At 35.4% G+C, this 18,559-nt stretch carries 16 protein-coding genes; 8 read left to right on the top strand and 8 right to left on the bottom strand.

Annotated elements, in window-relative coordinates:
* Positions 1–72: 72 nt before the first annotated feature.
* Together CGC52_RS04155 and CGC52_RS04150 are read right to left on the bottom strand one after the other, a co-directional pair.
* The gene (locus CGC52_RS04155; protein ID WP_157909102.1) at positions 73–231 is read right to left on the bottom strand and encodes a hypothetical protein; all 159 of its coding nucleotides are present in this window, start codon (positions 229–231) and stop codon (positions 73–75) included.
* Between the two features lie 327 nt (positions 232–558).
* The gene (locus CGC52_RS04150) at positions 559–738 is read right to left on the bottom strand and encodes a hypothetical protein (RefSeq protein WP_095893515.1); all 180 of its coding nucleotides are present in this window, start codon (positions 736–738) and stop codon (positions 559–561) included.
* Positions 739–1,113: 375 nt separating this feature from the next.
* On the opposite strand from CGC52_RS04150, the gene CGC52_RS04145 reads away from it, so the two are divergent.
* Complete coding sequence (locus tag CGC52_RS04145) at positions 1,114–1,299, top strand: hypothetical protein (protein ID WP_095893514.1); 186 nt, start codon at positions 1,114–1,116, stop codon at positions 1,297–1,299.
* A 13-nt stretch (positions 1,300–1,312) separates the two neighbouring features.
* Here CGC52_RS04145 and CGC52_RS04140 read toward each other — a convergent pair whose 3' ends face one another.
* On the bottom strand, positions 1,313–1,513 hold the full coding sequence (locus CGC52_RS04140) for a hypothetical protein (RefSeq protein ID WP_042008384.1): 201 nt from the start codon (positions 1,511–1,513) through the stop codon (positions 1,313–1,315).
* Positions 1,514–2,199: 686 nt separating this feature from the next.
* On the opposite strand from CGC52_RS04140, the gene CGC52_RS04135 reads away from it, so the two are divergent.
* From CGC52_RS04135 to CGC52_RS04125, 3 genes are all read left to right on the top strand, one after another.
* The gene (locus CGC52_RS04135; protein ID WP_095893513.1) at positions 2,200–2,892 is read left to right on the top strand and encodes a TIGR00730 family Rossman fold protein; all 693 of its coding nucleotides are present in this window, start codon (positions 2,200–2,202) and stop codon (positions 2,890–2,892) included.
* A gap of 112 nt (positions 2,893–3,004) precedes the next feature.
* The gene (locus tag CGC52_RS04130; RefSeq protein WP_095893512.1) at positions 3,005–5,311 is read left to right on the top strand and encodes a beta-N-acetylhexosaminidase; all 2,307 of its coding nucleotides are present in this window, start codon (positions 3,005–3,007) and stop codon (positions 5,309–5,311) included.
* Positions 5,312–5,494: 183 nt separating this feature from the next.
* Complete coding sequence (locus tag CGC52_RS04125) at positions 5,495–5,800, top strand: hypothetical protein (RefSeq protein WP_095893511.1); 306 nt, start codon at positions 5,495–5,497, stop codon at positions 5,798–5,800.
* Positions 5,801–5,901: 101 nt separating this feature from the next.
* On the opposite strand, the gene murF is transcribed toward CGC52_RS04125, so the two are convergent.
* From murF to CGC52_RS04105, 4 genes are all read right to left on the bottom strand, one after another.
* Positions 5,902–7,242 (bottom strand): UDP-N-acetylmuramoyl-tripeptide--D-alanyl-D-alanine ligase, encoded by a 1,341-nt coding sequence (murF, locus tag CGC52_RS04120; protein WP_095893510.1) that lies wholly within the window; start codon positions 7,240–7,242, stop codon positions 5,902–5,904.
* 96 nt (positions 7,243–7,338) lie between these two features.
* On the bottom strand, positions 7,339–9,000 hold the full coding sequence (gene gldJ, locus CGC52_RS04115; RefSeq protein ID WP_095893509.1) for a gliding motility lipoprotein GldJ: 1,662 nt from the start codon (positions 8,998–9,000) through the stop codon (positions 7,339–7,341).
* A 250-nt stretch (positions 9,001–9,250) separates the two neighbouring features.
* Positions 9,251–10,204 (bottom strand): electron transfer flavoprotein subunit alpha/FixB family protein, encoded by a 954-nt coding sequence (locus CGC52_RS04110; RefSeq protein WP_095894443.1) that lies wholly within the window; start codon positions 10,202–10,204, stop codon positions 9,251–9,253.
* Between the two features lie 21 nt (positions 10,205–10,225).
* A complete protein-coding gene (locus CGC52_RS04105; RefSeq protein ID WP_042008262.1) occupies positions 10,226–10,972 on the bottom strand; it encodes an electron transfer flavoprotein subunit beta/FixA family protein in 747 nt (248 codons plus the stop codon).
* A gap of 487 nt (positions 10,973–11,459) precedes the next feature.
* Between CGC52_RS04105 and dnaG the strand changes: the two genes are divergently transcribed.
* From dnaG to CGC52_RS04090, 3 genes are all read left to right on the top strand, one after another.
* The gene (gene dnaG, locus CGC52_RS04100; RefSeq protein ID WP_095893508.1) at positions 11,460–13,427 is read left to right on the top strand and encodes a DNA primase; all 1,968 of its coding nucleotides are present in this window, start codon (positions 11,460–11,462) and stop codon (positions 13,425–13,427) included.
* A 198-nt stretch (positions 13,428–13,625) separates the two neighbouring features.
* Positions 13,626–13,931 carry an HU family DNA-binding protein gene (locus CGC52_RS04095; protein WP_042008258.1) on the top strand — a complete coding sequence of 102 codons (306 nt, stop codon included), beginning with the start codon at positions 13,626–13,628 and terminating at the stop codon, positions 13,929–13,931.
* Between the two features lie 229 nt (positions 13,932–14,160).
* Positions 14,161–15,702, top strand: a complete 1,542-nt coding sequence (locus CGC52_RS04090) for an Rne/Rng family ribonuclease (protein ID WP_042008256.1) — start codon at positions 14,161–14,163, stop codon at positions 15,700–15,702.
* 259 nt (positions 15,703–15,961) lie between these two features.
* On the opposite strand, the gene CGC52_RS04085 is transcribed toward CGC52_RS04090, so the two are convergent.
* Complete coding sequence (locus CGC52_RS04085; protein WP_095893507.1) at positions 15,962–17,206, bottom strand: DUF5103 domain-containing protein; 1,245 nt, start codon at positions 17,204–17,206, stop codon at positions 15,962–15,964.
* 88 nt (positions 17,207–17,294) lie between these two features.
* Here CGC52_RS04085 and CGC52_RS04080 point away from each other — a divergent pair, with 88 nt between their 5' ends.
* Positions 17,295–18,548 carry a peptidase U32 family protein gene (locus tag CGC52_RS04080; RefSeq protein WP_013996163.1) on the top strand — a complete coding sequence of 418 codons (1,254 nt, stop codon included), beginning with the start codon at positions 17,295–17,297 and terminating at the stop codon, positions 18,546–18,548.
* Positions 18,549–18,559: the final 11 nt, after the last annotated feature.

Genomic DNA, 18,559 nt, shown 5'->3' with positions numbered 1-18,559 from the left:
AAAATATTCACTAATAATATAATTAGAAAAAAAGCAGTAAGTATTATTATAGTTTTATTTTGAATATTCTTATTAATCAAAACACTCCGAATAAACTGCTCCTGCAGTAATTGCCATTGCTGTAAAAAAAACCGCAGGAACAAGGAATCCACTTACAAAAGCAACCGCAGCCAGTCCCCCTCCTATTAAACAGGCTCTCTCACTTGCTTTCCCTCCTTGAAGATTTTCCATTTGATTTAATTTTAACTTTTTCATAAGATTGTAATATAATATTAAGGTTAGACGGTTATTTAATTGATGGTAAAAATATCAGACTCAATTATGGATTTTCATAAAACTAGCAAACTTATTTCTAAACTCTACTAATTTAAGATCTTTTTTTCTTGAAACTATACGCAAAATATACGGCATTCATCGTTAAAATACCATACCGAGCGAATGGACTCAACAACTCTTGTAGCGAAAAGAAAATTATTTTATCTTCAAATAGAATAAACAGAATTGCACATATATTAAATAAATATAAAAATCTTTGATTCTTCATGATTAAATAAAAAATTAAAAACAATCTGAGGCTGCAGCAGCTCCAAATGAGGTAATTGCAAGTCCCCATCCAATCGGATTGAACACACCTATTACCGAGCCTACTACAATCCCTACTCCTAAAATACCACAATTTCTCTGACTTATTTCTCCTCCTTGCACATTTTCCATTTGATTTAATTCTAACTTTTTCATAACAGTAAAATTTTTAAAATAAATAATTCACTTAACGACTCATATAGTTTTTCCGGATAACTACAGTGTAAATCTAAAAAAAAGATATTACAATTCAAATAAAAAATAAGTTTTTAACTATATTTAACTTTAATGATATGTTTGTCAAGTTTTATTGTTATAAAAATGGTTTAAATATATGTATTTTTAATTTTAAGTGTTATTATTTTATGAATAATATAGCGTTTTAAAATATGAAATATACAATAAAGTTGTTGATTCTTTGATAAAAATTAATTTGTGCTATAATTTGAAAAGAAATTACTGAATGAAGAGTGACGGGCTAAAAAAATCAATGAATTAGTTTTTTTGTAACAATTAAAACACAAAAACAAAATGATACAAACAAACGCTACATCAACTTCTATTTTTCAATTCTTTGGCTTTCAAGAAAATATATTGAATATAAAAGTAATCGCCGAACCTAAATACAAGATAGCTTTGTGTTTTCTGCTCAAAAAATCTACCATAAAGAAATTGACCAATATGAGTAGTAATAAAACTATTGAATTCAGTACTTAATTTCATGTATTTTTTAATGGTTCAACACTGATTTTTCAGTATTTTGACCACTTTTCATCGGCATTGGAGATTTGGCGTTAAGAAAATCAACGAATAGAGCGTGGAAATTTTCCATTGTTCGAAGCGACCGTAGGAAGCAAGTTTGGAAAATTTTAGCGACATGAGTCTGATTTTTAGACAAATATCCAAAGCCTTGATTTTTGGTTCTTTTCATCTAAGGAAAAGAACAATATATGAAAATAAATAATGAACTCAATAAAACTATTTACAAAACAGTTTAACATTAGAATCCTTTACTTTACTTTTTATATATCTTTCGCTTTTGGCTCATCAAACAAAAATAGCTTCCTATTATTACGAATATAAAAAACCTTTCCACATCGTCATAACTTATAAAATAAGTAGCAGCTAATAAAGAAACAAATTCAAATACACCAAAGGAAATTTTTTGTGCATTTTGTTTTTCGAATGATATTGCAAACAAGGACAAGCAACTCATAGAAGGATAGTGTCAATAAATGTTCCTATTGAGGATTTTCACCGATATACCAACCCAATCTGTAGGTATAATCTAAATCTTTTGCGTAGGTGCTATCGTTTAAACATCTGGGAAACAAAAATTTAACCTTACTTGATTTTGTTAAAATTATGTCGGAGTGTGGAGCCTTATTCCACTTTAACAAATCATAGTAGGAAGAATAAACAAAGTCATCACCATAAAAAACACCATTTTTATTGTTTTTAAAACTGATAAGTAATCTTTTTTGACTTTAAAAATATTCTGTGAAGTAAAGCTATACCAGTGAATTCCAATTTTCGATTTTTTTCAAAAAATGAATTGTTTTTCTTTTCAAAGTTCCATAACTTTGCGGGTTCAGTAAAAAATATCAAATATTGATTATGAATAAAATAAAACATTCAAAAGTTTGGAACGAAATTAAAACAAACGACTCGTGGTCAATTTTCAAAACGATGGGCGAGTTCGTCAATGGATATGAAAAATTAAGTCTTATAGGGCCTTGTATTTCGATTTTTGGATCGGCTCGTATAAAACCTGGTACAAAGTACTATGAACTGACGGTTCGTATTGCTGAAAAAATTGTCAATGAAGGATATGGTGTCATTACTGGCGGAGGGCCAGGGATTATGGAGGCTGGAAACAAAGGAGCTCATATCGGGAAAGGAGCTTCGGTAGGGTTAAACATTGATTTGCCATTTGAACAGCACGACAACCCGTATATCGACAGTGATAAAAACCTGAATTTCGACTATTTTTTTGCTCGTAAAGTGATGTTTGTCAAGTATTCTCAAGCTTTTGTAGTGATGCCGGGTGGGTTTGGTACATTGGACGAACTTTTCGAAGCAATAACACTTGTACAAACACACAAAATCGACCGTATTCCAATCATTTTAGTAGGAACTGAATTCTGGCAAGGGTTAGTAGATTGGATTAAAGTCACTCTTTTGGAGCATTTTGGGAATATCAGCCCTGAGGATATAAACCTTTTCCATTTGGTTGATTCCGAAGATGATGTGATTGACGTAATCGAAAAATTTTATAGTAATTCAAATCAATTACGTCCAAACTTTTAAGAAAGTCGAACCTAAACTGAAATCCATTTTCCTTAGAGCCTTTTTTAATCTAAGAAAAAATGGAACAACAACAATACAGTTAACTACTAGATCTTAACTATAAATTATTACCATGAAACCTTACTTTTTATTATTCGCTATCTTGTTAATGGGTTGCCATGAGAAGAAAAATTTTCATTTCAACGAAGATGATTTGTTACTAATCCCGAAGCCTGAGCAAGTAGTGTTGAACAACGGATTTTTTGAGTTTACAGCAGAAACAAAATTCATAGCTAACGATTCGCTACACCCTGCTATTACGTTGATTACTGATAAGTTTCATCGTGCTTCAGGGTGGGATTTTTCTAAAAATACTGTAACAAATAGCGACGTAAAATCCAATTTCGTACAATTGATTGTAGATGAAAATCTACCCAAAGAAGGATATTCTTTTTCTTCCGATAGCGACAAAATTTTAATTTCTGCGTCGGATTACCGTGGATTTGTCTATGGATTGCAAACCCTACGACAATTACTACCAAAAGAAATTGAAAGTCAAAAAATCACAACAATTGACTGGGTAATTCCTTCTGTAAAAATCAACGATGCACCTCAATATGAATGGCGAGGATTGATGTTGGATGTGGCTAGACATTTTTTCCCGAAAGAATATATCTTGAAAACCATTGATCGAATGGCGATGCTGAAAATCAACACCTTTCATTTTCATTTGTTGGACAATGAAGGATGGCGAATTGAAATCAAAAAATATCCAAAACTTACGGAAGTTGGAGCGTGGCGTGTGGGTCAATTCGACCAACATTGGAATGCTCGCGTAACCAATGACCCTAACGAAAAAGGCACGTATGGTGGTTTTTTCACCCAAGAAGATATTAAAGAAATTGTAGCATATGCTGCAAAATATGGCATCACTGTAGTCCCTGAAATAGAAATGCCCGCTCATGTGATGAGTGCCATTGCGGCATACCCTGAACTATCTTGCCATAAACGACCTATAGCTGTGCCGTCTGGCGGAGTTTGGCCAATTACGGATATCTACTGCGCTGGTCAAGAAGAAACCTTTTCATTTTTAGAAGATGTTCTTACTGAAGTAATCGATTTATTTCCAAGTAAATACGTGCATATTGGCGGTGATGAAGCTACACACACTGAATGGAAAAAATGTCCAAAGTGCAAAGCTCGTATGAAAACCGAAAATTTGAAAAATGAACACGAGTTACAAAGCTACTTTATCAAACGAATCAATACTTTTTTAAAGTCAAAAAACAAACAGCTCATCGGTTGGGACGAAATCATTGAAGGTGGATTAGCTGATGATGCGGTAGTTATGGTATGGCGAGGTAACAACATCGTTAAAAAAGCTACTGAAAAAGGAAATCGTGTGATTTTGACCAGTCAAGGCTATATCGACCAATATCAAGGATTGCCTGATAATGAGCCTTTGGCAATTGGTGGATATTTGCCTGTAAGCCGAATTTACAATGAAGCATTTTCTGAAAAAGAGTTAAGTAGCGAGGAACGTTCTCGTATTTTAGGGGTACAAGCAAACCTTTGGGCAGAATATGTACCTAATGAAAAACATTCCGAATATATGTTATTCCCACGCCTACTAGCCATGTCCGAAGTATTTTGGAAACCTGAAAAAGAACGAAACTGGACTGATTTTGCACAACGTTTGCAAAAATCATTGGCTCGTTTAGAGATAATGGATATCAACTATGCCAAATCCATCTACCAAACCACAGGAAAAGTATTTGATAACGGCAATAACAGTGTGAAAATTAGCCTTCAATCAGAAACTCCAAATGCAGACATACGTTATGTGTTGAACCAGTCCGACTTTAGCAATGCAATCCCGTACACAGACACCTTGCGTATCAATGAAACTACCCAAATTCAAGCTGCAGTTTTCTTTGATAATAAACCACATACGGCTGTTTATAGCAATACGATAACGTTTCACAAAGCTATGGGCAAACCTACTTCATATAACCCAACTTACCACAAAAGCTACTCCGGACAAGGAAATAAAACACTAACCAATATCGTTCGTGGTACAAAAGATTTCCATGACAAACAATGGTTAGCTTGGTTAGTAGACAACGCAACTATTAACATTGATTTAGAAACTCCTCAGGATATAAGCAAAGTTGTTGTTGGAGCTATGGAGAACCAAGGTTCTGGAATTTATTTCCCTACCGAAATACGCCTTTTCACCTCTGAGGATGGGAAAAAATATACTCCAAAAGGAAAAATCGAACGTCCTTATTCAGTCAATGGATTTGCTATATTGCACGATTTTGCTTTAGAATTTCCTACAGAAAAAACACGCTTCATCAAAATAGAAATTAAAAACTTAGGAAGCCCACCCAAAGGAGGCGATGCGTGGCTATTCATTGATGAGATATTAGTTTTTTAATTTACCTACAAGAATAGAAGCGAAAATAGTCACAGTCCATAAATTTGGAGATGATTCTTTGCAACAGGTAAGTTTAAAAAAGGCTTAATAGAGATTTTTTAGACTCAAATTTCAGTTATAATTTTTATTTTGAGCAGAAAAACATAATTTTGTGCTTCTTTTCAGAAAATCAGCACAGAGCCAATGGAGAGAATTTACAAATCTTGCAAATATTACAAAAAAGAAAAGCAAAACCCCTTCATAGATTCGGATAAGTTAAAAGCTCGTTTCTGGGAAGGGGAGAAAATATTTTGTGAGGAATGTGAAGTAAACGAGAAGTATTACAACATCATGTTAAAAGAGCTTAACCTATCCATTAGAAAAGGAAATGTAACAGGTAAGTTGTTAAGTCCTTCAATGCCAATTGAAGAAAAAGTAATTTTATTCTTTATAGATTTATGGAATGGCAAATGGTTTCCTTATGAAATTGATGTGATTTTAAAATATTAATGCATAATTTATCCATAAAGCCTTACAAACAGTCAGCAGACTAAAATTAAAAACGACAACTTACCTTTAGAATGTTTTTAAGCATGAAAGAAAGTAAAGACTTATAAAATAACTCGCTCCAAAGCCATTCCCCTTGACCCCTTGATTAGTATAAGGCAATCTGAAAATTGTGAAAACGAAAATGCTTGTTTGAATTCATCAAATGTTTTAAATTGAGGGTGTTTGGTAGAGGTTTTTGCAAAATTTTCCCCTATAAAAAAAACAGCTTTCCAAGTATGGGATTCAACCAAATCTACGATGTTCTGATGCTCTGTCAGGGCAAATTTGCCTAATTCAAACATGTCTCCTAAAATGAGTACTTTTTTGTCAAAACTCTCAATTGTTAGCATGTTGTGTATGGCTGCGGACATGCTACTTGGATTAGCGTTGTAAGCATCTAAAAAAATGGTATTTCCCTCTAAGTTAATAATTTGACTTCGGTTGTTTGTAGGGATATATTTTTCAATCCCTCGTTTGATAGCCTCGGGAGGCAATTTGAAATATTTACCTACGGCAATGGCTACACCTATGTTCGAAAAATTGTAACTTCCTGTTAGATTCGATCTTACTACTGTAGTTGAATCAGTAAACTCATCTAATACACCAATTCCCAAAAGCGATGGTTTTTCTATGCCATCGGTCATTTTTCTTAGTGCTGAATTTTCAAAAATCACTTCTACAGGATGTGTATTCTTTAATTTTACTTTAGTATCTCCTTGATTTCCAAAAGAATAGACGTTTTCGTAATTTTTCAAAAGATCTTTTTGTAAAGTATCGTCATTATTCAAAAAAATTGTTTTGTTGTATTTTTTCAAATAATCATACAATTCTCCTTTGGTTTTAATAACTCCTTCAAAACTTCCAAAACCTTCTAAATGAGCCTTTCCAATACTGGTTATATAACCATAGTCTGGCTCAACAATGGAGCATAAAAAAGCAATTTCTTCAGGGTGATTAGCTCCCATTTCTACAATAGCAATATCAGTCTCTGCTTGGATTGATAACAAGGTAAGAGGAACCCCAATATGGTTATTCAGATTCCCTTGGGTAGCAACTACTTGAAATTTTTCTGACAGTACTGATTTCAACAGTTCTTTTGTGGTTGTTTTTCCATTACTTCCTGTAATCCCGAAAATGAGTGTTCCGAGTTTTCTGCGGTGATAGTTTGCTAATTGTTGTAACGTTTTCAGTACATCGTCTACTAAAACCATTTTATCCGAAACTTTCATACTCGAGTCATCTATAACGGCATAATTGGCTCCTTTTTCCAAGGCTTCATTAGCAAATTTGTTGCCGTCAAATGAATCTCCTTTCAAAGCGAAATAGATACAATTTGCAAATACGGCTCTACTATCCGTACAAACCCCTGTTGACTGGACGAACAATTCATATAGTTCTTTCATAAGCTATCATTTGTTTTTCGGTAGCAATATTACAAAAAAAAACGCCATAAATAAAATATATTTATAGCGTTTTTAGATTATTATTTAATAAAGGTATTATCCTTTTGGTCTTTTATTTGCTTTGGATGATTTAGAACCTACACGGCTCATTGCATTTCTAAATCCTATGTAATCCGTTGCTATGTACTGAGGTAAATATCTTCTTTGAGCTGGATCAATCCAATAGGCTCTATCTCTCCAAGAACCTCCTTTGTAAATACGTACTTCGTCGTTTATCAAGGTAGTACGTTCGTTTGATTTGTCATAGCTTCTGGCGATTCTGTTTTCCAACGAATCTCTTGAAATTTGGTGTTTAGGTGAATTGTACATTGAGTTTTTGTAATCCAAATCTCCTCCACTTAATTCACTTCCGCCACTTCTGTAGTTACGTGTTGACGATTTATCACCGTCATTATAACTTCTATTCTCACTACGTGTGAAGTTATAACGCAGATAGGTTTCGTTTTCATCAACTGGAACGGTTGCGATATTACCTGGAAGATTACGAGCTACGATTTTCCCGTTACTTAATGTGTCGTATTTAACATTTTCAGGCGTTACAATCACATGTTTACCATCCTCCCCAATAGAGTGTTTCATGTATACGTTACCACGATAATAGTTAAAATCGGTAACTTCGTCATCAACAATCGGACGATACACATCGGCAACCCATTCTGCAACGTTTCCTGCCATGTCATACAATCCAAAATCATTCGGTGGATACGTTTTTACAGGAACTGTAATATCGCCTTTGTCATCAGACCAACCTGCTAATCCGCCATAGTCTCCTTTACCTTGTTTGAAGTTCGCCAACTGGTCACCACGTGACGAGCGTTTTGTTGAACGTGTATAGGCTCCATCCCAAGGATATTTTTTTCTACCTTGCAAACTATTGTACTCACGAATACCATTTAACGATTTGGCTGCATACTCCCACTCAGCTTCTGTTGGAAGTCTATATTCTGGTAGTAATACTCCACTGGTTTGCTTAGCAAAAGTAGGCTCTCCTTCTTTGGTGACAGCCTTTTTACCTGCAAAATCAGTAGCTTGTCCTCCATAAGAGTCTGATGGTGTGTAAAGATACGTTTCTGTACTGAAAGTACTTCCAGCCTCTACTTGATAGCGTGTGTTTTTTTCAATATATCCTGTTCTTTCCAAAATAGCTTCATTTACGCGATCCGTACGCCAAGCACTGAATTGTACCGCCTGAACCCAGTTAACCCCAACTACAGGATATTCCGCATACGCAGGATGACGCAAATAATTCGTTACCATTGATTCGTTAAATCCAAGAGGGCTTCTCCAAACCAATGTGTCAGGTAATGCTCCAACATAAATGTTTTTGTATAGCTCTTCGGTTGGAGGAAAGACATGCTTTAACCAATCCAAATACTCCATATACATTTTGTTAGTAACTTCTGTTTCATCCATATAGAAAGACTGTACATGCTGCTGCGTTGGAAGGTTATTCCAATCGTGCATCACGTTATCTTGAACCTGCCCCATAGTGAATGTGCCTCCTTCAACCAAGATAAGCCCTGGTCCTGTTTCCTGCTCTTTGAAGTCTGTGTTGTATTGAAAACCTCCTTCTTTTGAGTTGATGCTCCAACCTGTTGCACTGGAAATATTTTTATTTGTCCCCTTTTTACAACCTGTCAGTGCAAACCCCGAAAAAATTGCTATGACGGCAAAGAATCTTAATAAATTATTTTTCATAGTAAAACTACTTTGTTAGTATAAAAATCGGGTGCAAGTTAGCAAAAGTTTCTCTAACTAAACACATTCGGCAAATATTTTAACTTGTTATTTTTAAACAACTTATTGTTTAAAACCAATTAAATATCTAATAATTAAAGAGTTAATTTTATAAAATCAAAGTCTAAAAACCTTTTTTATAGAAAAAATTAACATATTTAATTGTTGTTTTTTAGCTTTTCCAAATAAAACATGATTGCGTAAAAAACGATTATTCTTTGAAGGCTTTTAATTTAGAGATTAGTTCTGGGACTACTTTAAATGCATCTCCTACTACGCCGTAATCTGCAACCTTGAAAAAAGGAGCATTTTCATCGCTGTTGATGACTACTTTGATTTTAGAAGCGTTAACCCCTGCTAAATGTTGGATAGCTCCAGAAATTCCAATAGCGATGTATAGATTTGGTGCTACGGGTTTTCCCGTTTGCCCTACATGTTCACTGTGAGGTCGCCAATCCATATCGGACACAGGTTTTGAACAAGCAGTTGCTGCTCCGAGTACGTCTGCCAATTCTTCAATCATCGCCCAATTTTCAGGTGCTTTTAGTCCACGTCCTGCCGAAACAACAATTGCCGCATCATCCAACGATACTTTGCCTGTGTTTTTTTCGCTTCTCACTACCTTAATAAGTGGTTCGGGTACTTCGGTTGGAATTTCTTCTACGGTCATCGAAACAGGAGTTTCCTTTACTCCGTAGGCGTTCCCCGCAAGGCTAACCACCTTATTAACTGAATCTATTTTTATTAAGCCAACAGCTTTGTTTGAAAAAACATTGCTCTTCACCTCAAAATTATCAACACTCGCAGGTAGCGAAATTACATTTGCTACATAACCTGCTTTCATAACCACAGCTAACGAAGGAGCTATGTTTTTCGCGTAAGATGATGAACTGAATACGACTATGCTACTTGACTCTTTTTCTGCTGTTTTTCTGATGATTTCAGTGTACACTTTGGCTGAAAACTGATTCAGTTGGTCGTTGTTTACTACTATTGCTTTGTTTACACCGTACGTTTGCAATGGAGTGATGTCTTCAACGTTGATTGCTACGGCAACCAAATCAGTATTGTGCATATCGGCGAGAGCTCTTCCGTAGGAGGCTACCTCATACGCCGTTTTTTTTAACGTTCCTTTTTCGGAATCTACGTATATTAATATTGACATTTTTTCTACTTTTTTCAAAAATTAAATCACTTTGGCTTCGTTATGCAACAAATGGATAAGTTCATCTAAATTGTCCGATGCGATCATTTTAACAGGATTTTTGGCAGGTGTTTTTTCAAATCCTACTACACTGGTGGGGGCTGAAACGCTTTCGGGTTGTATTACCGTGATTTGTTTTGTGCGGGCAGCCATCAAATTCCGCATATTTGGTATCCGCAAATCTTTATCGTGAACCAATCCTTTTTGAGCTGCTATCACCGCAGGTAATTGAGTTTTGATTACTTCTTTACCTCCATCGATTTCACGAGATGCTTCAATGTCTATGCCGTTGATTTCTAAACCTATACATTTGTTAATAAAAGGGTAATCAAGTAGAGTTGCAAGCATCCCACCCACCATTCCACCGTTGTAGTCAATGGATTCTTTACCTGTAATTATTAAATCAAAACCTCCATTTTTAACAATTTTTTCAAGTTGTGAGGCTACGAAAAAACCATCTGTAGCAGTGGCATCTACTCGGATGATTTCATCGGCTCCTAGAGCAAAGGCTTTGCGGAGAATTGGCTCTGTTTCAGGAGTTCCCACATTCACTAAGGTTATGGAAGCGCCCAATTTTTCCTTGAGTTGGATAGCTCGGGTAAGCCCATACTCATCACTCGGATTGATGATAAACTGCACTCCTGAGGTATCAAATTTTTGATTGTCGTTAGTAAAGTTTATTTTTGAAGTAGTGTCAGGAACACTGCTTATACAAACTAATATTTTCATTATTCCTAATAAATTTTTATTTGAATACACTTAAAGATTGTTCTTTAGAAAAGAACAATCCTTGCAAAATTCAAAAAAAAAATGATTGTATGCAAATCTTTTTGCAGATTATCTGTTTTTTATCATTCTACATCATTCTATTTTTAATGAAAAATCAGACACAATGTGTTGAGATATAAGATAGTTAATGCGAATCAATGTAAAATGCCAAATTACATAAGAGCTACTCTTCCTGATGCATATTTAGTTAATGTCTTATTTTCTTTGTAGTGCAAAATATTATACGAATTGTTAATATGTTTGATTGAATGATATTTTTTGCTACTTTTGTCCGTCTGTGTAAAAAACAAGCAGTCAGTAGAGTGATATACAGCAAACTATATTAGGAAAACAAGGGATTTACTCTCATTTTTTAGGCAGGAGAAAATGTTATTTTAGTACTTTTTTTATTTATTAAGGCTAACAATTTTTTTAAAGTGGAATAAAAATGATCTCAAAAGCAACCATAGACAAAGTGTATGACCAGATGCGTGTTGAGGAAGTCGTAGGAGATTTTGTACAACTCAAACGTTCTGGTTCCAATTATAAAGGATTAAGTCCATTTTCTAATGAACGAACTCCCAGTTTTATGGTTTCTCCTGTTAAGCAAATATGGAAAGATTTCAGTAGTGGTAAGGGAGGAAATGCTATTGCTTTTCTGATGGAACACGAGCATTTCACTTATCCAGAGGCAATACGCTATTTAGCAAAAAAATACCATATCGAAATTGAGGAGACCCAACAGACGGATGAAGAAAAAGACAAGGCAGATGAACGAGAAAGCCTTTATATCGTTTCGGAGTTTGCTCAGACGTACTTTGAGAAAATCCTGACCGAGAGCGAAGTAGGAAAAGCTATCGGGATGAGTTACTTCAAAGAGCGTGGTTTTACATTGGATACCATTAAAAAATTCCGTTTGGGATATTCCCCTGACCAATGGAGTGCTTTTACAGACGAAGCTCTCAGCAAAGGATATCAACTTGAGTTTCTCGAAAAATCGGGTCTGACAATCGTTAAAGAAGATAAAAAGTTTGATCGATTCAAAGGGCGGGTGATGTTTCCTATTCACTCAATGAGTGGACGTGTATTGGGGTTTGGCGGACGTATACTTACGCAAGATAAAAAAGCCGCAAAATATCTCAACTCTCCCGAAAGTGAAATCTATCAGAAAAGTAAAGTTCTTTATGGGATTTATCACGCTAAACAGGCAATTGCTAAGGTAGACAATTGTTATTTGGTGGAAGGATATACGGATGTAATTCAACTACATCAAAGAGGAATTGAGAATGTGGTAGCCTCAAGCGGAACGGCTCTTACTCCTGAACAAATACGCCTCATTCATCGGTTAACCAATAATATTACCTTGCTTTACGATGGTGACCCTGCTGGGTTGAGAGCTTCCTTACGAGGGGTTAACCTTATTTTAGAGCAGGGGATGAATGTGAAAATATGTACATTCCCCGACGGTGAAGATCCAGATAGTTTTGCTCGAAACAACGCTTTGGAAGACATTACTCTCTATTTGGAAGAAAATACTACGGACTTCATACGCTTCAAAGCATCACTTCTGGTGCAAGAGGCTCAAAATGACCCCATAAAAAAATCAGAAACTATACGCGACATCATAGAGAGCATCTCAAAAATTCCTGATTCAATAAAACAAGAAGTGTACATCCGCGAATGTGCTGCATTGATGGAAATTTCCGAAGATGTGTTATTTGCTACTCTGTCGCAAATATTAAAGAAAGATATTTACGAAGGACAAAAGGCAGAGCGTAAGAAAACTCAAAAATTAGAAGTTACACGAACTAAAGAAGAACAAATAAAACTGTCTATTGATCGGTTACAAGTTTTGGAACACGATCTGATAAAGTGTCTGTTACTTTATGGAGATAGAAAGTATACATTTGTTGATGTCATATTAAAACCTGACGAAAAAGGAGGTGTGCAGGAATATAAAGTGCAGCAAGAGCTTAAAATATATGAAAAAATATATTTGGAGCTACAAGAGGATGAAATTCATTTTGCGAATCCGGAGTTTAGACATATTTATGAATTGGTGATGAGCAAATACGAGGACTCAACCTATCAGTTATCTACATTTGTCAATCAGCTTCCTATCGAATTAAGCGGAAGAGTAACTCAAATCATTATGGAAGATGAAAATTTGACATTACACGATTGGCTTCGCAAAGATATTGTAGTGAAAAACAAGGACGAGAATATAGACATTGCGGTAATAGATATTTTGTTAAATATCCGAAAACAGCTAGTGAGTAATTTGATTGCCGATATTATGCAACGAGTACAAACCTCAGTTGAGGTAGCCGAAAAGAACGAAGCTATGGCAGAAATTATGGATTACATACAACTCCAAAAAACATTGGCAAAGCGATTGAATAGGGTAGTCAATTAAAAATAGTTTTACTGTTGATTAACTAAATGCTCAACTAACTCATTTTCAATAATTTTGAAACCTAAAAATTTTGTAAGGCTGTTAAAATGAGGCGGTAAATAAAAAAATATTAACCTAACATCATGTTTATTAAATATTTAATTACTATATTTGCAGTCCGAATAAGTTAAAATATTAATATTTAAAAAGAAATATAAAATGACAAAAGCAGAAATCGTATCAAAGATCGCTGATAAGTTAGGTCTTGATAAAAACGACGTTCAATCAACGGTTGAGAACTTTATGGATGAAGTGAAAGCATCGTTGGAAAGTGGGAACAACGTGTATTTGAGAGGTTTTGGAAGTTTTGTTATCAAAACAAGAGCTGAGAAAACAGGACGTAATATTTCTAAAAATACAACTATTAAAATCCCTGCTCACAACATCCCTTCATTCAAACCTGCAAAAGTGTTTGTTGATGGTGTAAAAACAAAAGTAAAAGTAAAATCAGGAAAAAAGAAATAATTTTAAACTAATTAAATACATTAAGCTATGCCAAGCGGAAAAAAAAGAAAAAGACATAAAGTTGCTAACCACAAACGTAAAAAAAGAGCGAGAGCTAACCGTCACAAAAAGAAAAAGTAGTTTTTAACTACTTTTTCTGTCTTATGTAAAAACGTTCATTGAAAAAATAGTTTATGAAATTAAATCACTCATAAACAATGTAGTAGTTTAACAAAAAAATCCAAACAGAGTGAATAAAGAACTAATCATTCGTTCAGGTTCCTCTTATGTCGATTTTGCTTTGCTTAAAGAAGGAAGGCTCATTGAGCTCCACAAAGAAGAGGATGCTAATGGTGTAGGTGTGGGGGATATCATGCTTGCCAAAATCCGAAAACCAATTCCTGGGTTGAATGCCGCTTTTGTGGATGTAGGTCACGAAAAAGATGCATTTTTGCATTATTTGGACTTAGGTCCTCAGGTTTCGTCTTTACAAAAATTTGTCAAGATGATTATTTCAGGAAAATTAAAAGATTATTCTTTAAAAGACTTTCCTTTAGAGCCTGATATTAATAAAGATGGAGCAGTAGTAGATGTTTTGAAAGCAGGACAACCCATTTTGGTTCAAATTGTAAAAGAACCGATTTCGACCAAAGGTCCTCGTATCAGTTCTGAATTGTCCATCGCAGGGCGCTATTTGGTGTTAGTACCCTTTTCTGATAGAATTTCTATCTCACAGAAAATTGAAAGCAAAACCGAAAAAGAACGACTACGACGACTTCTGCAAAGCATTAAACCTAAAGGCTTTGGCGTAATTGTACGCACCGTAGCAGAAGGTAAAAAGGTAGCGGAACTGGATAAGGACTTACAGGGTTTATTCAACCGATGGGTTTTGATGTGTAAAAAAATTAACAAGGCTGTTTTCCCATCCAAGGTGATGAGCGAAATCAGTAGAACAGGAGCTATTTTGCGAGATATGTTCAACGATTCTTTCACAGGAATTCAGGTGGATAACGAGACTCTCTATGAGCAAGTTATCAAATATGTTCAAGAGATTGCCCCTGAAAAAGAAAGTATCGTAAAACTGTACCGTTCTTCAGTTCCCATTTTCGAAAAGTTCCATATTGAACGACAAATTAAGACGGCTTTCGGACGAACCGTTTCAATGAGCAAAGGAGCTTATTTGGTGATTGAACATACTGAAGCACTACACGTTATTGATGTCAATAGTGGAAATCACTCTAACAAAGCTGATAATCAAGAATCTACGGCTTTAGCAGTAAATTTAATTGCAGCAACAGAGATTGCAAGGCAACTGCGTTTACGTGATATGGGAGGTATCATCGTTGTTGATTTTATTGATATGTCCAATACGGATAACCGAAAGATTCTTTTTGATCATCTACGACAAGAAATGTCGGAAGATAGGGCAAAACACAAAATATTACCTCCAAGTAAATTTGGGTTAATACAGATTACGCGTCAGCGAGTACGCCAAGAACTAAACATCAAAACCAAGGAAGAAAATCCGAGTAAAGAAGGTGAAATTGAAGCACCTATTGTTTTAGTTGACAAAATCAACATAGAACTTGAAAGAATCATTAAAGAGAGTACCTATAAGGGTAGCATTGTGCTAAATGCACATCCTTTTATTGCAGCGTATATTACCCACGGACTAATGTCAATACGCTTTAAATGGTTTTTAAAATACAAACGGTGGGTGAGGGTAATGCACCGCGATGCATACTCCTATCTTGAATACCGTTTTAAAACCAAGGAAGGAACACCTCTTTAAAAAAACAAAGGCTTTGCGAGAAATTGCAAAGCCTTTATTATTTTCAGAAAAAGAGGTCTGTAGAGTTTCAAATATTTTTGTGTTCCTGACAAGCTACTTTCCAGCAAAGTTTGTTTCCGTTTTACAGATACAGCAAGAAAAATACTTTTGAAATAAAAACCAAAATCACAACTGAAAATTGAACTTTAAAATATCCATTAGAAACAATCGTCTAAAAAATAGCTTAATTTTTAGACATTATACCGAAAATATATCCACTTTACCTTGAGATATTACTACTATTAGCTCCTCCAAGTCCGATCACTTGATCATAAAGAGCGTTAGGAGCTCGGTAATAGACTAAAATGGTATAATTATTTTCTGTTTGTTGAAAATTCCCGCCAATTTCATTAAAATTTTCTTCGTTTTGCTCTTTTGTAGCAAATTTATAGTTATAAAATCCTTGTTTTAGCAGGATTTTTCCTTGATGAATTCTTTTTTCTTCATTGTAAGTAAGTTTGTAAATGTCTAAAAGCTCATAATTGGAGAATTTTCCGTATACGTATACTTCTTTTTTGCCGAAAGAGGCGGGTAATTCTAATGAAAAATGTATCCAGACGTAATCCGCTTCGTTATCCGGGTTGCGTCCGTCCAATGTGTTTATTAGAAAATCTCCGTTGATATCAGGATTGTAGGTGTAAACCCGATTCGCACGGCTTATATTTCCAAATAGAACGTGTTCAAACAGTTTGTTTTGGAATATTTGATACGTAGCACCTGAGGTTACACGTAACTCTTTACTGTCAAAGTAAAAATATTCATTACCTCCATCAAAAGCACTTTCAAGATCGTGTTTGTAAATAAGTTCTCGCCCTATTGTGAACTGAGGTTTGAGATTCGTAATAGCATTATTCCAGCAATAGTTTTGCAAGACAGCTACTTTAACATTTGATGTAGGATCTTGCAGATGTAACCCCAATTCTTTGATGGAGAATTGCACCACTTGTTTGGTGTCGAAATATTGTAAGTCGCGTGTGCGTTTGATTTCGGATTGAATGCTTACTAATGGATTGTAAACTACGAATCTACGGGAGAATAATTCCGTTCCAAATTTGTCAATAATAGAAAGAAGATAATTGCCTGTAAGGGTAATTTTTGTCAAATCATTGGGCAAATTAAGTCGATAGTGAGAGTAGGATTGCAAAGTTGCGTACGAATTGCTTTCGGGGCGTAGAGGTTGCTCATCCATCCCCTTAATATATTCGCTTTTTAGCAAATTGGAGGCTGTCCAGTCGGCGTTGCAATGCGTAATTTTATAGTAATATGTTTCCTCATCACCACTTAAGTCGTCGAACTGTAGAGTAAACATTTCATTGAGTCGCACAATTGGGAATTGGCTTTTATCATTTTCTGAAGCCTTAAAAATAATTGTTTTTATGAATTCTGGAGGTGCTTTTTCGGTAAGAATTTGAGCGTTGACTCCAAGACTGTAACCGAATAGAAAATATATAATTAATTGTTTCATACATATATTTTTAAAAATCAAATGTATGAAAAAAATCGTATAAATAAAAATTTTTTATCTTTGCACTCGCTAACTTTCAATCACATTTATGACAAATTCAGGAAAAATAGAGCTGATGGCTCCCGCAGGAAATTTCGAATCGTTACAAGCAGCTATTGACAATGGTGCTGATTCGGTATATTTTGGAGTTGACCAGCTGAATATGAGGGCAAGAGCAAGTATCAATTTCACCATTGATGATTTGGACGAAATTGCAAAACGTTGCCACCCAAAAGGTATCCGTACCTATCTTACCTTAAACACAATCATATACGACCACGATTTATCCATCATAAAAACCTTGCTCGACGCTGCAAAGAAGGCAAACTTAACCGCAGTGATTGCTATGGATCAAGCAGTTATCGCCTATGCTCGTCAAATTGGTATGGAAGTGCATATTTCTACCCAAATCAATATTACAAACATCGAAACGGTGCGTTTTTATGCAATGTTTGCCGATACAATGGTAATGAGTCGTGAATTAAGCCTTAGGCAGGTAAAGAAAATCGCTGAGCAAATCCAAAGGGAGCAAATTAAAGGTCCGTCAGGGAATTTGGTAGAAATCGAGATTTTCGGTCACGGAGCGTTGTGTATGGCGGTTTCAGGAAAATGCTATTTGAGTTTGCATTCGCATAATTCATCAGCAAATCGAGGGGCGTGTAAGCAAAATTGCCGAAAAAAATACACCGTAATCGACCAAGAAAGCGGTTTTGAAATCGAAATTGATAATGAATATATGATGTCGCCCAAAGATTTGTGTACGATTGACTTCCTCGACCAAGTGATTGACGCAGGAGCCAAAGTACTCAAAATTGAAGGACGCGGAAGAGCTCCCGAATATGTGGCGACTGTCATAAAAACCTATCGTGAAGCCATCGATGCGTATTACGAGGGGACATATTCAAAAGAAAAGGTTGAAAAATGGATGGAAGCTCTTTCAACCGTTTACAACAGAGGATTTTGGAGTGGATATTATTTGGGGCAAAAATTGGGAGAATGGAGCGAGAATCCGGGGTCAAATGCTACACAGAAAAAGGTGTATGTGGGGCAAGGAAAGCACTATTTCCCAAAATCGGGGATTGCGGAATTTCTCATCGAAGCCTACGATATTAAAGTGGGCGACAAACTCCTCATTACAGGGCCTACCACAGGCGTACAGGAGTTTGTTTTGGAAAATATGATGGTCAATGACGCTCCTGCACAAACAGCAACGAAAGGCGATTCTTGCACCATCAAAACCGATTTCAGAATTCGTCTGTCGGATAAATTATATAAGATTGTAGCTACGGAGTTTGCGAAGTGAGAAGTGAATTC

The sequence above is a fragment of the Capnocytophaga sp. H2931 genome (assembly GCF_002302535.1).
GTDB classification, from domain to species: Bacteria; Bacteroidota; Bacteroidia; order Flavobacteriales; family Flavobacteriaceae; genus Capnocytophaga; species Capnocytophaga canis.
This window is presented reverse-complemented; position numbering and strand designations above follow the sequence as displayed.